14 protein-coding genes are annotated in these 12,485 nt (G+C 71.4%); 4 read left to right on the top strand and 10 right to left on the bottom strand.

The annotated features are described in order from the left end of the window. Positions 1–258: 258 nt before the first annotated feature. From CK500_RS05975 to CK500_RS05985, 3 genes are all read right to left on the bottom strand, one after another. On the bottom strand, positions 259–888 hold the full coding sequence (locus tag CK500_RS05975; RefSeq protein ID WP_095636341.1) for a hypothetical protein: 630 nt from the start codon (positions 886–888) through the stop codon (positions 259–261). Between the two features lie 137 nt (positions 889–1,025). Continuing rightward, positions 1,026–1,637: a hypothetical protein gene (locus CK500_RS05980; protein WP_095636342.1), complete on the bottom strand. Its 612-nt coding sequence runs from the start codon at positions 1,635–1,637 to the stop codon at positions 1,026–1,028. Continuing rightward, positions 1,634–2,401: a nucleotide-binding protein gene (locus CK500_RS05985; protein WP_095636343.1), complete on the bottom strand. Its 768-nt coding sequence runs from the start codon at positions 2,399–2,401 to the stop codon at positions 1,634–1,636. The genes CK500_RS05980 and CK500_RS05985 overlap by 4 nt, the downstream gene beginning before the upstream one ends. 136 nt (positions 2,402–2,537) lie before the next feature. On the opposite strand from CK500_RS05985, the gene CK500_RS05990 reads away from it, so the two are divergent. Further along, the gene (locus CK500_RS05990) at positions 2,538–3,869 is read left to right on the top strand and encodes an MBL fold metallo-hydrolase (RefSeq protein WP_095636344.1); all 1,332 of its coding nucleotides are present in this window, start codon (positions 2,538–2,540) and stop codon (positions 3,867–3,869) included. Positions 3,870–3,935: 66 nt separating this feature from the next. Here CK500_RS05990 and CK500_RS05995 read toward each other — a convergent pair whose 3' ends face one another. The 5 genes from CK500_RS05995 to CK500_RS06015 all read right to left on the bottom strand — a co-directional run bounded on the left by CK500_RS05995 (position 3,936) and on the right by CK500_RS06015 (position 8,458). Next, a complete protein-coding gene (locus CK500_RS05995) occupies positions 3,936–4,208 on the bottom strand; it encodes a DUF7385 family protein (protein WP_095636345.1) in 273 nt (90 codons plus the stop codon). An 86-nt stretch (positions 4,209–4,294) separates the two neighbouring features. Beyond that, positions 4,295–5,218, bottom strand: a complete 924-nt coding sequence (locus CK500_RS06000) for an endonuclease V (protein WP_095636346.1) — start codon at positions 5,216–5,218, stop codon at positions 4,295–4,297. Next, on the bottom strand, positions 5,219–6,193 hold the full coding sequence (locus CK500_RS06005) for a rhomboid family intramembrane serine protease (protein ID WP_095636347.1): 975 nt from the start codon (positions 6,191–6,193) through the stop codon (positions 5,219–5,221). 507 nt (positions 6,194–6,700) lie between these two features. Then, the gene (locus tag CK500_RS06010; protein WP_095636348.1) at positions 6,701–7,411 is read right to left on the bottom strand and encodes a type I 3-dehydroquinate dehydratase; all 711 of its coding nucleotides are present in this window, start codon (positions 7,409–7,411) and stop codon (positions 6,701–6,703) included. A 72-nt stretch (positions 7,412–7,483) separates the two neighbouring features. Next, entirely contained in the window at positions 7,484–8,458 is a 975-nt protein-coding gene (locus CK500_RS06015; protein WP_095636349.1) for a transcription initiation factor IIB, read from the bottom strand. Positions 8,459–8,659: 201 nt separating this feature from the next. On the opposite strand from CK500_RS06015, the gene CK500_RS06020 reads away from it, so the two are divergent. The 3 genes from CK500_RS06020 (at position 8,660) to CK500_RS06030 (ending at position 10,474) form a co-directional block, all read left to right on the top strand. Further along, positions 8,660–9,436 (top strand): cobalamin-binding protein, encoded by a 777-nt coding sequence (locus CK500_RS06020; protein WP_095636350.1) that lies wholly within the window; start codon positions 8,660–8,662, stop codon positions 9,434–9,436. 11 nt (positions 9,437–9,447) lie between these two features. Beyond that, a complete protein-coding gene (locus tag CK500_RS06025; protein WP_095636351.1) occupies positions 9,448–10,029 on the top strand; it encodes a DUF84 family protein in 582 nt (193 codons plus the stop codon). Positions 10,030–10,219: 190 nt separating this feature from the next. Then, the gene (locus CK500_RS06030; protein WP_095636352.1) at positions 10,220–10,474 is read left to right on the top strand and encodes a DUF7123 family protein; all 255 of its coding nucleotides are present in this window, start codon (positions 10,220–10,222) and stop codon (positions 10,472–10,474) included. A gap of 41 nt (positions 10,475–10,515) precedes the next feature. Here the strand turns inward: CK500_RS06030 and CK500_RS06035 are convergent, their stop codons facing one another. Next, positions 10,516–11,133: a winged helix-turn-helix transcriptional regulator gene (locus CK500_RS06035; RefSeq protein WP_095636353.1), complete on the bottom strand. Its 618-nt coding sequence runs from the start codon at positions 11,131–11,133 to the stop codon at positions 10,516–10,518. Between the two features lie 177 nt (positions 11,134–11,310). Further along, positions 11,311–12,447: an SPFH domain-containing protein gene (locus CK500_RS06040; protein ID WP_095636354.1), complete on the bottom strand. Its 1,137-nt coding sequence runs from the start codon at positions 12,445–12,447 to the stop codon at positions 11,311–11,313. Positions 12,448–12,485 lie beyond the last annotated feature (38 nt).

The raw sequence follows: 12,485 nt of genomic DNA on the forward strand, positions 1-12,485 counted from the left end.
GTCCGTCTCCGTTTCCGACGCGGCGGTCCGAAACGTGGTAGAGGGCCGAAGCGTCTCGGGGAACGACGAACCGGTCGACGGCTCGTACATCTCTTCACGGGTCACTCACTGGAATACTTACCTCCCGATCGAACAACACCACCGACAACGTGTTACAGGGCCTGTAACACCACCTCTCGACCGCGAGGCGGTCGCGTTCGCCCGGCACAAACCAGGGGATCTCGTCGACGGGCGCCGATCTCCGGGTCTCGACCGCCGTCACGCCGGCGCGAGCCGCTCTCGCTCCGCGCGGAGGATCCGCTCCCAGAGGCCGAACAGGCTGCTGTCCAGTCCGTAGTCCTCGTCCACTCGTCGGACCCAGGCGTCGTCGGCGAACAGCAGCCGCTGGAACCGCCGCACCGGCTCGGAGAGCCGCTCGCGGTCGCCGCCGTAATACGACAGCGACTCCGCTCGGGTCCGCTCGACGAGCGCCGTCGGGACCTCGATGCCGTCCGCGGCCGCGACGTGCTCGAACCACTCCAGGTGCAACAGCGCGTCGGCGAGCAGGAACCGCTCCCCGAAGCCGGAGACGCGTGCGAGCGCCGGCTCGCCGTCGACGGTCACGTCCCGCGGCCGGGAGAAGCGCGGCGCGGTCACGGTCACGCTCGCGGCCTCCGCGACCGCGCCGGCGACGCGCCGGAGCCGCCACTCCCCGTACCGGACCGGCGCGATCAGGGCGAGCTCGTACCACGTCGGAAGCCACTCGCAGTACGGCTCGGAGAACCGGCCGTCGGCGAGCAGCGTCGCTGCCACGGAGCGGGCCGCCGCCGGCGACAGCGCCGACGGGCCCTCGCGGAGGTCGGCGACGACCCGCGTCCCGTCGAGGGCGTCGGTCCCCGCGAACCCCATGCCCTCGGCGACGTGGCGGGTGTACGCGCGGCTCGCGGCGTACCAGTCGGCGAAGTCGTTCGGCGCCGTCAGGCGGAGGAGGCGGAGGACGGTGATGACAGCGGTACGGGGCGGAGCGACCTAACTGCTGTGGCGGTTCAGCTGTCGAAGTTGTCGAGCCGGCTTTTCCCCGCCTCGCTCCCGTCCGCCAGCGCGTCGTCGAGTCCCCACTTCGACGCGCGCTCGGCCGCCTCGGAGCGCGCCTGTTCGCGGATCGCCTCGATCCGCTCGTCGTCCTCGAGGAACGCGGCGACCGCGTCGCCGTCGTCGTCGCCCGCGTCCAGCCGCTCCTCGGGCGCCGCCTCGCGGGTGCGGTCGGCGAGCGCCTGGTCGTCCGCGAGCTCGGTCGCCGCGGCGCCGGGCGCGACGCGGAGCGCCGCCTCCTCGTGGGCGGTCTCGAGCGCACCGTCCGCGACCGCGTACAGCTCGACCCGGTAGGGGCCGGGGACCGCGAGCTCGGCGAGTGCGTCCGGACCGCCGCTGTCGCTCACCGTGTTGTACGCGAGCACGGGGACGCCGTCCGCGAAGGTGACGACGCCGCGGGCGTCGCCCTCCAGCAGGAGCGTCTCTTGGGGGACGAGCGTCGCGTAGCCGGTCAGCTCCCGGTCGAGCGCCCGGGCGAGCGTCGTGCCCACGTCCGAGACGACGCGCGAGCGCAGCAGGTCCCCGCGGGGGATCCGCAGCTCCGGGGGCTCCGCGGTCCCGGTCATGGCGTGTCGGGGACGACCGCGCTCCGGAAGCGGTCGGCGACGGCCCCCTCGTCGCCGTCGCGCACGTCGAGCCGGGCCGCGGCCCGCCTGTAGCTGGCGGCCGGCTCGCTCTCCGGGGCGTGCGCGAGCAGGGGCTTCCCGGCGCGCCTCGCGCCCCTGACGGCGTCGCTGTCGGGGACGTTGGCGAGGACGGGACCGCCGAAGCGACGCTCCGCCTGCTCGGCCACGTCGGCGGCGTCGTCGCGGACCTTGTTGAACAGCACGCCGGCGGTCTCCGTGCCGTACGAGCGCGCGTACTCCTGGACTTTCAGCCCGTCGGAGAGCGCGGGGATCGTCGGCTCGACGACGACCACGACGCGGTCGGCGAGGACGACCGGGAGCACCGCCGACTTCGAGCCGAGCGCGGCCGGCGAGTCCAGCAGCAGCACGTCCGTGTCGCTCGCGAGCTCGGCGACGACCTCGCGGAGGCGACCCGGTTCGGCCGCCTCGAACCCCGCGAGCGACGTGCCGCAGGGGACGACGGAGAGCCCGAACCGGTCGTACGTCGCCTCGGAGACGGCCGTCGCGGTCCCCCCGACGAGGAGGTCGTGGAGGGTGACCGCGGCGTCGTCGAGCCCGGCGTGAAAGAGGAGGTTCGCCATCCCCGTGTCGGCGTCGACGACGGTGACGTCGTGCTCCTCGGCGAGCGCCATTCCCAGCGCGAGCGTGCTCGTCGTCTTCCCCGTGCCGCCCTTCCCGCTGGCGACCGCGAACGCCTCGACCATGCGCCGACGTGTCCGGTCGCCGGGCTAAAAGCTGTCCATCGCGGGCGGGCCGGGGGACGCCACCCCGGAACGGGCCGCGCGACCCGGACCCGATCCCACCGAACAGCGTTTTGCCCCTCGGTTCCAACTATCGGCCATGCCGACCGTCATCGACGCGGACGCGCTCCGCGACAGGATCGACGAGCGCCGCCGCGGCGACCGGTCGTTCGCCCTCGTCGACACGCGCCCTCGCGAGAGCTACGAGAGCTGGCGGATCGCGGACTCGATCCACTACTTCTACAAGCCGGTTCACGAGTTCGATGTCGACGACTTCGAGGCTGCGACCGGGCTCTCCGCGGACGACGCGATCGTCACGACGTGCGCGAAGGGGAAGTCCTCGCTCGCCTTCGCCGAGGCGCTCGAAGCGGCGGGCTACGACGACGTGGCGGTCGTCGCCGACGGAATGCGCGGCTGGTCGGGCGTGTACGATCGGACCGCGGTCTCGCTCCCCGACGCGGTCGACGAACCGCTCGATATCGTCCAGATCCAGCGGCGCGCGAAGGGGTGTCTCGGGTACCTCGTGGTCGGCGGGCGGGCGTCCGAGGAGCGAACCGATTCCGACGGCTCCGACCGCGTCGCCGTCGCCAATTCCGACGGCTCCGACCGCGTCGCCATCGCCGTCGACGTCTCCCGTCACGGCGACGAGTGGCGGGAGGCGGCCGCCGCGCACGACGCGTCGATCGCGGCGGTCCTCGACACCCACGTCCACGCCGACCACCTCTCCGGCGGGAGGGACCTCGCCGACGAGCTCGGGGTTCCCTACTTCCTCCCGGCGGCGGCCGCCGAGCGAGACGTGGCGTACGCGTTCGAGCCGCTCGCCCGCAACGAGGCGCTTGACGTCGGCGGGATCAGTGTGAAGGCGCTCGCGACGCCCGGCCACACCGACGACGGCGCGAGCTACCTCGTCGGGCGGTCGGCGCTGCTCACCGGCGACACGCTGTTCACCGACAGCGTCGGTCGAACGGAGCTGCAGTTCGAGGCGGGCGGCGACGCGAGCGGCGGTGACGCTACCGACGGCGACGCGACCGACCCAGAGGCCGAACCCGCCGGCGCCGCGGCGGGCGCCGAGCGGCTCTACGAGTCGCTCCACGGGACGCTGCTCGCGGAGCCCGACGACCTCGTCGTCTGCCCCGGTCACTTCGCGGTCGCGAACGACGGGACGACCGGGGAGGTCGTTCCCGGGGAACCGGTGACGACGACGGTGGGCGCGGCGCGCCGGGGGCTCGACGTGCTCGGACTCGACCGCGAGTCGTTCGTGGAGAAGATTACGGCGACGCTGCCGGAGAAGCCGCCGAACTACGAGTCGGTCATCGTGGCGAACCGCGGCGTCGAGTCGCCGCCGGACGAGACGGCGGCGATCGAGTTAGAGCTCGGACCGAACCGGTGCGCCGCCGACGCCGGGACCGAATCGACGGCCGACGACGACTGAGCGGACTCCCGGTCGGCCTAGGCCTCCCTCCGGAGCCGTTGGATCGCTCGTCGACGGGACGGGCGGCTACTCGTCGTGGATGAAGACGAGCCGCTTCGACTCGGTGTTACAGAGGCAGAGATCGATCCCGTCGCGGGTCGCACCGATCTGCTGCCAGCCGTGGTCGCTGACGAACAGCGTCTGAAAGACGCCGCGGTCGCAGTCCGGGTTCGGACAGCCGACCCCCGCGGCGTTCTTGTACACGGTGGTCCCGCCGCCGGAGCTCTGTCGAACCAGTCCGTCCGTCAGCGAGCGGAACTCCTCGGCAGTCATCGGGCCCTCGGTCTCCTCGTCTCCCATGCGTTCGGATTCGCGGCGGACCGTATAAAAACCGCGTGTCTGTGGCAACTGATGGCACGCACGGGATCGGGTCGGGACGACTCGCTTCACTCGGCGTCCCGCTTCGCGACGTCCGCGTAGGCGTCCGCGATCCGGGTCGGCTCCGGGAGCTTGTAGCCCGCACACAGCGCCGCGACGAACTCGACGGTCGTCGCGGCCGACACGCGGTGGCCGGGGCTCACGTACAGGGGGTTCACGCGCCGGCTGTTCGGGTACTGGCGGGACTGATAGGCGTGGCCGATGACGGCGGCGGGGGTGTCGCCGTCGGCGGCGTCGGCGGCGTCGCCGGCCCCGCCGCCCGCACTCGCCGTCTCCACCGACTCGTCCGCGCGGATCGGGGTCCGCCAGCCCTCTGGCCGCCCGTCGGTGGACTCGTCGGGCGTCCCGCACAGCAGGCTCTTTGCGACGCCGACGCTCGGCACGTCGAGCAGGACGCCGACGTGGGTCGCGACGCCGGCCTCCCGAAAGTGGATCCGGCCGGAGCCGTCACAGACCAGCAGGTCGGGCTCGGCGTCGAGGGCCTCGAGCGCCGCGAGCATCGGCTCCCCCTCTCGGAACGCGAGCAGGCCCGGGACGTACGGGATCGAGAGGGGCGTGACGGCGCTCGCGTACTCGATCACGTCGCCGCCGCGGATCGCGACCGCGGCGGAGACGGCGCGGTCCTCGCCGTCGTCGGGCGTCAGGAACGCCTGATCGATCCCGACGACGACCGGCGCGTCGGAGTTGCCGGCGGCCGACCCGCCTGCGTCCGAGGTGCCCGGAAGCGTCTCCTGACGCGGGTCCGGAACCCCGTCGGTCAGGTCCGCGGGCTCGTCGATCGCGACCGCTCTCGGGTCGAGGTCGTGGTCGTCCGCGAACGTCGCCGTCGCCGCCAGCTCGCGCTGGAGCGATTCCATCTCCGCGCGCGAGAGTGCGGGGTCCGGGAGGAACTTCGGGCGAGCGACTGCGTCCGGATCGACCGCCGGCGACATTTAAAACCGCCCGCCGGGACCGCCCGGCCCGCCGGGTCCGCGGGGCCCGCGCGCGCCCCCCATCGAGACGCCGCCCGCCCCGCCGGCGGACCGCGCGAGGCCCTCGTTGCGCTTGCCGAACGCGAGCCCGATCGCGAAGCCGATCAGGTGCGCGAGGTGCGCGATCCCGCCGACGCCGCCGGTGCCGCTCTGGATCACGAGCACCGCCGAGACGAGCGCGATCCCCCACGTCAGGTACTTGATCTTCATCGGGATGACGAAGAAGAGGAGCACCTGCATGTTCGGCCGCCAGACGGTGAGCACGCCGAGGATCGCGAACCCGGCGCCGCTGGCCCCGAGCACGCCGGTCGTCGGCGCGCCGGTCCCGATCGCGAAGAGGACGTGGCCGAGCCCGGCGAGGATCCCTGCCCCGAAGAAGAATCCGACGAAGCGCTTCGAGCCGACCGCGCGCTCGACGAGCGGGCCGAAGAACAGGATGACGATGCTGTTCCCGATGATGTGGAACAGCTGGATCCGGGAGTGCGAGAGCACCGACGTGCCCCACGTCCAGACCCGACCGATCGCGTCAGACCGGAGGACGAAGATCTGGCTGTGGACGGCCTCGCCGAAGAGGATGGTCACGGCCCACTGCGCGAGGAAGGTGACCCACATCGCGAGCAGGATCGCGTACGTCGCGTTGTTGCGGAAATAGCTCACCAGCCCGCCGGTGCTCGTCTCGCGGTCGATCCGACGCTTGACGCGGCCCGCGACGCCGGCGGACGCGCCGGCGTTCCCGCTTCCCGAGCCACCCGCGCCGCCGCCCTCGACGCTCTCGTCGAACCCGCTGTCGAAGACGCCGCCGGGGTCGTTCCACTCGGCGAGCCCCGGACAGTCGTGGTTCTCGGGCAGGCGGTGCTCGGCGCAGAACGTCTTGCCGCACCGTTTACACTGGTACGGGAGGTTCTCGTACTCCCCACACACGTCGCACGTCGCCATTGGCGGCTCTTACGGCGGCGGTCGTAAAGCGGTTTGGCTCTTTACGCGATCGGGTTCCTTGCGGTGGCCCTCGACGACCTCGGAGTCGGACGGGCCCCGATCGCTGACCGTGACATCGGCTTTGACCAGAACACCACCGAAGCCCCAGTCGCTCGGCGATACGTTGCCGCTTATAAGCAGTCGATCGGTACGGACACCACCGAAGCCCCAGTCGCGAGGCGGGCGCACGCTCGCTGCGGTCCTCACTCGGTCGCTCACTGCGTTCGCTCTCTCGTTGCGGTCCTTGCTTCGCCTGCGCTCGCCTCGCGACTGCCCCTTCGAGTCCCGCCCCGTACCGCACAGCGACCGCACCTCACGCCTCCCCAGCCTCGTCGCTGGCGGCAATAGCCGCCAGCGACTCCCTCGCGCGTGCGACTCGCGCCCTGCGGGCGCTCGTCGGCACGCGCCACCGCACCGTATTCACTTATAAACAGTCACCGCATCCGAGGGAAACGACTTATAAATGGATCACTCGTCCGCTTCGCCGTCGCCGCGCAGCCCGTCCACGAGCCGTCGGAGCGTCGCGAGCGGGTACTGGCCGGGCGCGGTCGCGTTCGCGGGATCGACGGGGGCGTAGCCGATCTTCGAGCCGTAGACGGGCGCGACCGCGCGGGTGTGGCGCCCGGGCTCGCCCATGCACATCGTCGCGACGCGGTGGCCGGCCGCGGTCGCCTCGTGGGTGGCCTCCAGCATCGCGAGCGCGTCGGCCGGGGCGGTCGCCGTCGTCGCCAGCTTCCCCACGTCGCCCTCGCTCGCCGCGTCCGCGAGCAGGTCGACGAGGGCCCCCGGCTCCGGCGTCGACTCGAAGTCGTGGACGGACGCGACCACCGACACGCCCGCCTCGCGGGCGGTCTCTCGCAGCGCGGTCGCGTGCGACTCCTCGGCGCCGTCGGGGTGCGTCCCGCGCAGCGCCGCGAGCTCGACGTCGACGGCGGCGACCGCCTCGTGGCTGACCGCGGTCGAGAGCGCGTCGTACCGCCCGATCCCCTCGGCCTCGCCCCCCTCCCACGACGCGCGGTTCGTGACGAGCAGCGGGAGCTCGCCCCCGTAGTCGTCGATCTGGTCGAGCGGGTCGCTCGCCAGGTCCATCCGGAACTCCACCGCGTCGGCGTGCTCGCGGGCGGCCGGCTCCTCCGAGAGGTCGGCCGTGCTCGCAGTCAGGACGAACTCCTCGAACATACGCGGGGCTTCCGCGGGCGGGAACTTATGTGTGTGCGTCCGGCGGGAACGGACCTGCGAAAAACGAGGCGCTTACGCGACGAGGCCGTCCTCGGCTTCGAGCAGCTCGTGGTAGCGGTTCCGGATGGTGACCTCGGAGATGTCGGCGACCTCGGAGACCGCGGCCTGCGTCGTCTTCTCGTTGGTGAGGAGCGCGGCGGCGTAGACGGCGGCGGCCGCGAGGCCCACGGGCGACTTGCCGGAGTGGACGCCCTTCTCCTTGGCGTTTCGCAGGAGGCTCTTCGCGCGCATCTCGGACTCCTCGGAGAGTTCGAGGTCCGAGGCGAACCGGGGGACATACTGCTCGGGGTCGGCCGGCTTCACTTCGAGCTTGAGCTCGCGGACGACGTAGCGGTACGTCCGCGCGATCTCGGCCTTCTCGACGCGCGACACGTCGGCGATCTCGTCGAGGCTGCGCGGGACGCCGGCCATCCGGGCGGCGGCGTACACGCAGGAGGTGGAGACGCCCTCGATGGAGCGCCCGGGGAGGAGGTCCTCGTCGAGCGCGCGGCGGTAGATGACGGAGGCGGTCTCGCGGACGTTGTCCGGGAGCCCCTGTGCCGACGCCATCCGGTCGATCTCGCCGAGTGCCTGCTTGAGGTTCCGCTCCTTGGAGTCGCGGGTGCGGAAGCGCTCGTTCCACTTGCGGAGCCGCTGCATCTTCTGGCGCTGGCGCGCGCCGAGCGACCGGCCGTACGCGTCCTTGTCGCGCCAGTCGATGTTCGTCGAGAGCCCCTTGTCGTGCATCGTGTTGGTCGTCGGGGCGCCGACGCGGCTCTTCTCGTCCTTCTCGCGGGAGTCGAACGCGCGCCACTCCGGCCCGCGGTCGACCGAGTCCGCCTCGACGACGAGCCCGCAGTCCGCACAGACGCTCTCCCCGTGCTCCTCGTCGTTGATGACGTTCCCGCCGCACTCCGGACAGTTCAGCGTCTCGTCGGTCTGTTCCGATTCCGTCTCGTCCGTCTCCGTTCGGGAGCGACTCCCCCGCGTGTGTAATCGTTCACTCATGGCTAAACCCCCTCTCGGTAACTGAACACGGCCCGAGAGCGATCTTGTCCGATAGACGGCGGAACCGAACTTAAAACGACCGGAACGTGTCGCTCGAATCCCGACGAAAGAACACGATCTATCACGTGTTTTCGGCGACCGGCCCGATCGCCCGCCCGCCGACCGAAACGCTTGGCACGGTGGCGCTCCGATCGGTTCGCGATGAACGCCCCTCGCGTCGTCTCGCTCGCGCCGAGCGCGACGGCGACCGTGACGGCCCTCGGCGCCGCCGAGACCCTCGTCGGCGTCACGCACCACTGCGATCTCCCGGCGGACGCCGGCGCGGCCCACGAGGCCGACGCTCCCGTCGCCGTCGGCGGCTGGCTGAACCCGGACCTCGACCGCGTCGCCGACCTCGCGCCCGACATCGTCCTCACGAGCGACGGGCTGCAGTCGGAGCTCGCGGCCGACTGCCGCGACCGCGGGTTCGACGTGGCCCACCGCGAGCCGTCGACCCTCGACGAGGCGATTTCGGCCTTCGCCGCCCGCGGCGCCGACGTGGGGCGCCCCGACGCCGGCGAGCGCCTCGCGGCCGACGCGCGAGCCCGCCTCGACGCGGTCGCCGACGCGGTCGCGGACCGCCCCCGCCCGACCGTCTACTGCGAGGAGTGGTCGGACCCCCCGATGGCCGCCGGCAATTGGGTCCCCGACGCCGTGCGCGCCGCCGGCGGCCGGTATCCCTTCGTCGACCCGGGCGAGCGCTCCCGCGAGGTCGACCTCGCGAGCGTCGAGCGAGCCGATCCCGACCACGTGATCGTCCACGTCTGCGGGCACGGGGACCGGATCGATCCGGCGACCGTCGAGGGACGCGACTGGGCCGTCGATGCCCCCGTCCACGTGATCGACGACTCCCTCCTCAACCAGCCGAGCCCCGCCCTGATCGACGGCGTCGAGCGGCTGGCCGGACTGTTCTATCCCGATATCGAGAGCTATTCGTAGCCCGTCGCTCGATGGTCGGTATGCGAGTCGGCGTCGGCAGCGGCAACCCGGTGAAGCGGCGCGCGGTCGAACAGGCGCTCGGCGTCGCCGCGGAACATGACTCCGAGCCCTCGCTCGTCGACGGGCTCCCCGGCGACCCGGAGGCGGTCGCGGTCGAAGCGGTCCCCGTCCCCTCGGGGGTGAGCGAACAGCCGACCGGCCACGCCGAGACGGTCGCCGGCGCAGAGAATCGGGCCGCGGCCGTTCTCGACGCGGCGGGAGACGAGTACGACCTCGGAATCGGCATCGAGGGCGGCGTCGCCCGATTCGATGGTACAGACGGACTCTTCCTCGTCATGTGGGCCGCCGTCTCCGACGGCTCGCGGGTCGGTCGCAGCGCGGGCCCGAGCCTCGAACTCCCCGCCGCCGTCGCCGACCGGATCGACGACGGCGAGGAGCTCGGCCCGGTGATGGACCACGTCCTCGACACGAACGGGGTCGCGAAACGCGGCGGCGCCGCGGGCGCGCTCACGAACGGCCGCGTCGACCGCGCCGACGCCCTCGCGACGGCGGTCGCCGGCGCGCTGGGCCCGTTCGTCTCCGACCTGTACTGATCGGGACGGCCCGGAACGGATCTGTTCGGGGAACGGATCCGTCCGGTCCCGACTGGGGCGTTCGAGGATCGTACCGAAACGCGGGGATCGCTCCGTCTCCACGCTCCCTCTCACCGAGAAAACCGCACGACTGCGGCGTGTTAACCCGACCTACCAACCGCCTTATGTGGTGATACGACTTGTGTCCCGTATGAGCACGGTCCAACCCGACGCGGTCGCCGTCGAGTCAGCCGGCCTCTCCGCGAAACAGGCGCGTATCCTGCGGTACCTCCGCGAGAACGCCGCCGATCAGACCTACTTCAAGTCGCGACTGATCGCCGACGAGCTCGACCTCTCGGCGAAGGAGGTCGGCGCGAACATGAGCGCGGTCGCCGACGCGGCGGCCGACATCGACGTCGAGAAGTGGGGGTACTCGTCGGGGACGACGTGGATGGTCACGGCCTGACCGGATCGTACTGACTCTCTTACCCCACAATAGGCGAGCGGTTACGGGTCGTACGCCACCAGCGACGCCGCGTCGTCGGCGAGGGCCACGGCGTCGGCGTCGAAGGAGTCGGCGTACCGGATCGCGAGCGTGAGCAGGCGCTCCGGCTCGGTCAGCGCGTACCCGTCGGACCGGTCGAGGAGTCCGGCCGCTTCGAGGTCGGCGGCGGCGGTGCTCACGGTCGGTCGAGAGACGTCGAGCTCGGCGGCCAGCTCCGCGCCGGTCGCCGTCGGGTCGCGCAACAGCGCGAGGATCATCCCCCGGGGCGTGTCGCGCCGGAGGTACCCGAGCGCGCGCTTGTCGAGATCGTCGAACCGGCCGGCCGGGAAGTACCGCCGGTAGTCGGCGTCCTTCGCCGACTCGATCTCGCCGGCCTCCTCCAGCTTCCGGAGGTGGTGCTGCGCCTCGCCGGTTCCGAGCCGGAGGTCGTCGCGGAGCTTGGAGAAGTGGGCGCCGGGCGTCGTCGGCACGTACCCGCGGATCGCCTCGCGGGTCTCGTTCGCGTCGCCCCCGGCGTCCCCGGAGTCGGCGCTCGCGGTCCCGACGAACGGCGCGGCGGCCCCGATGGCGGCGAACCGTCGGAGCGTCTCGCGTTTCCGTCCGTCGATCTCGTCGGTCACGAACCGAAGTAGTTGTCGCCCCGACAAAAGCACTTCGTTCGGGGCGGTATCGGACCGTTTCGGGGACGCGTACCGACCGCGAGGCCGCGGACAGCGACTACTCGGGCACTCGCGCGGGACCGGAGCGGCCGCCGGCGCCGCGCCGGGGTATGGAACCCTGCCGTCCCGGTCCGCCGATCACCCCTCGCGCTCGGTCTCCACGTCGCCGTCGACCGCTTCCTCGTCCATCTCCTGGATGACTTCGTCGGCCGACTTGATGTCGGCGCCGGCGCCGCCGGCCTTGACTGCTTCGGCCTCCTTCTCTAACTCCTCGACGTCCATCTCCGCCGACTCCTCGATCTGGCCGAGGATCTCGTCGATGTCGTCGAGTCCGAGCATCTTCCGGGTGTCGTCGTCGAACTCTTTGCCGTCGAGCCCCTCCATCTGTTGCACGTCGGAGCCGGACAGCGCCTTGCCGTAGCGGCCGACCAGACTCGTCAGCTCCTGCGGGAGGACGAAGGTCGTGGACTCGCCCTTGCCGATCTCTTCTAAGGTCTCCATGCCGCGCTCGATGATGGCGCGTTCGCCCATCGACTCGGCCGAGCGGGCGCGGAGGACGGTCGAGATCGCGTCCCCCTGCGCTTCGAGGATCTGGCTCTGCTTTTCCCCCTGCGCGCGGATGATGTTCGACTGCTTGTCACCCTCCGCCTGCTCGACCGCGGAGCGGCGTTCCCCCTGCGCTTCGAGGATCATCGCGCGGCGCCGGCGCTCGGCGGAGGTCTGCTGTTCCATCGCCTGCTGGACGTCCTTCGAGGGGTTGACCTCGCGGACCTCGACGCTCTCGACGCGGATCCCCCACTCGTCGGTCGGCTCGTCGAGCTCCTTGCGGATCTTCGCGTTGATCTCCTGTCGCTTGTTCAGCGTGTCGTCGAGCTCCATGTCGCCGAGGACGGCGCGGAGGGTCGTCTGCGCGAGGTTCGAGACGGCCTTCTTGTAGTCGTCCACTTCGAGGAAGGCCTTCTTGGCGTCCATCACCTTGATGTAGACGACCGCGTCCGCCGTCACCGGCGAGTTGTCCCGCGTGATCGCCTCCTGGCGGGGAACGTCCAGCGTCTGGGTCCGCATGTCGAACGGGTAGGTGCGGGAGACGAACGGCGGGATGAGGTTGATCCCGGGTTCGAGCAGCTTCCGGTACTCGCCGAACACCGTGAGCGTCTTCTTCTCGTAGGCGTCGACGATCTCGAACGACTGCCAGAGCGTGACGACCACGAGCAACAGGAAGAGCAGCCCGACGCTCACCAGGCCGAAACCGAGTTGGAGGGTAATTGGGTCCATGCACCAACCTTGGGCCATCCCGTTGTTAATACTTCGCC

The organism is Halorubrum salipaludis, assembly GCF_002286985.1.
Taxonomy (GTDB): domain Archaea; phylum Halobacteriota; class Halobacteria; order Halobacteriales; family Haloferacaceae; genus Halorubrum; species Halorubrum salipaludis.